The sequence below is a fragment of the Aeromonas sp. QDB23 genome (genome assembly GCF_027707745.1).
Lineage (GTDB): Bacteria > Pseudomonadota > Gammaproteobacteria > Enterobacterales > Aeromonadaceae > Aeromonas > Aeromonas allosaccharophila.
On sequence record NZ_JAPCJA010000146.1, the window covers coordinates 1 to 1358 of the forward strand.

A 1358-nucleotide genomic window follows, 5' to 3' on the forward strand; every position below is an offset into this window, starting at 1 on the left:
GCAAAAGAGAGTAATAGATCAGAACGGCCGATCGCCGTCAAGCACTGAAAATAGCAAAATCAGGTGCGGAATGACGGTTTAATGTGGATTTAAGTTTTATAAAGACCATTGTTTAAATAATCCGCACTATACGTGCGAATTGCTCCATTTGTTCTTTCATCCGCTTTATTTCACAAATCGATGCTTCTTGAGTGGAACGAACTGAGAAGTCGGTAATCTGATCACCACCATCCCCTTCCAGCCAGCATCATGGGCAAGTTACTTCATTCCATCACTGAAATTGGCTTCAATATAGCAGGTCTCTGATTAATCGTGTCTCACTCATCTTCTGTATTGATGCCGATGCCATAAGCAACTGGTTCCACCATGGCTGTGATGGGTTATAGGGCCGCAGTCAGCTATACACCGACCAGACTACCTGTACCTTTCGATGTTCAAGGGGATTTGCAGCCTTACCCTGCGAACCACTCAGAGACTATGCGACTCCCTGTTTTATCTGATGAATGTGCTGCCGTGTGCACAATGAAGTTTATCGATCAGCAGCCCACAAAAGGGGTATCACCGATTTGGTTATCGACTCGACCGGCCTGAAGGTGTTTGGAAAGGGTGAGTGGAAGGTAAGAAAACACGGTGCCGAGAAAGGTTGCGTCTGGCGTAAGTTGTATCTCGCGGTTGACCTAGCGACTCACGAGGTCGTGGCAGCGGAAGTGTCGTTGGAAAATATTCATGGTGCTGAGGCGCTGCCAACACTGCTCAATACACTACGGCGCATTATGCTGATGCTGTCTATGAGAGCAAAGCCAGCCATCAGCTGATAGCGCACAAAGGAGTGACGGCCTGTATCCTGCCTTGCAACAGGGGCCATGGAAAAAGGGGCACCAAGAAATGAGGTCGCGCTGGTGATGCGCAAGGAAGGACGCGCACACTGGAAGAAAATGCCTGGGTATCACCGTTGTTCACTAGCATAAACGGAAACCTGATTACCCATGATTAGCAGTCAGTTACCACGAACTATACTGATCTTACGTACAGTTATCGAGGTGCGAGATCATGGCCAAAAGCAAAATCCAATTCCAGAAAGGCTACAGCCTGTTTGAGTTTCTCAAGGACTATGGCACTGAGGTTCAGTGCGAAAACGCGCTGTTCACTTGGCGTTTTCCTAACGGCTTTGTCTGCCCTGAATGTGCCAACAAGACCTGTTGTCGCCTGAGAAGGCGGCCACGTGTGTGGCAATGCAATCACTGCCGTCACCAGATGTCATTGACTGGAAACACGATTTTCGCGTAACTGTTCACCCAGATGGCATTGACAGGAAAAAGTGAGACGATCATCCCTTGATCCACTGTTGCCCCTTGCCT

The 1358-nt window shown here is 48.5% G+C and carries 2 pseudogenes; both read left to right on the forward strand.

Annotation, left to right across the window (positions count from 1 at the left end):
• Window positions 1-249: 249 nt before the first annotated feature.
• A pseudogene (locus PG888_RS22855) lies at window positions 250-965 on the forward strand (IS5 family transposase); the annotation flags it as partial.
• Between the two features lie 85 nt (window positions 966-1050).
• A pseudogene (locus tag PG888_RS22860) lies at window positions 1051-1284 on the forward strand (transposase); the annotation flags it as partial.
• Window positions 1285-1358 lie beyond the last annotated feature (74 nt).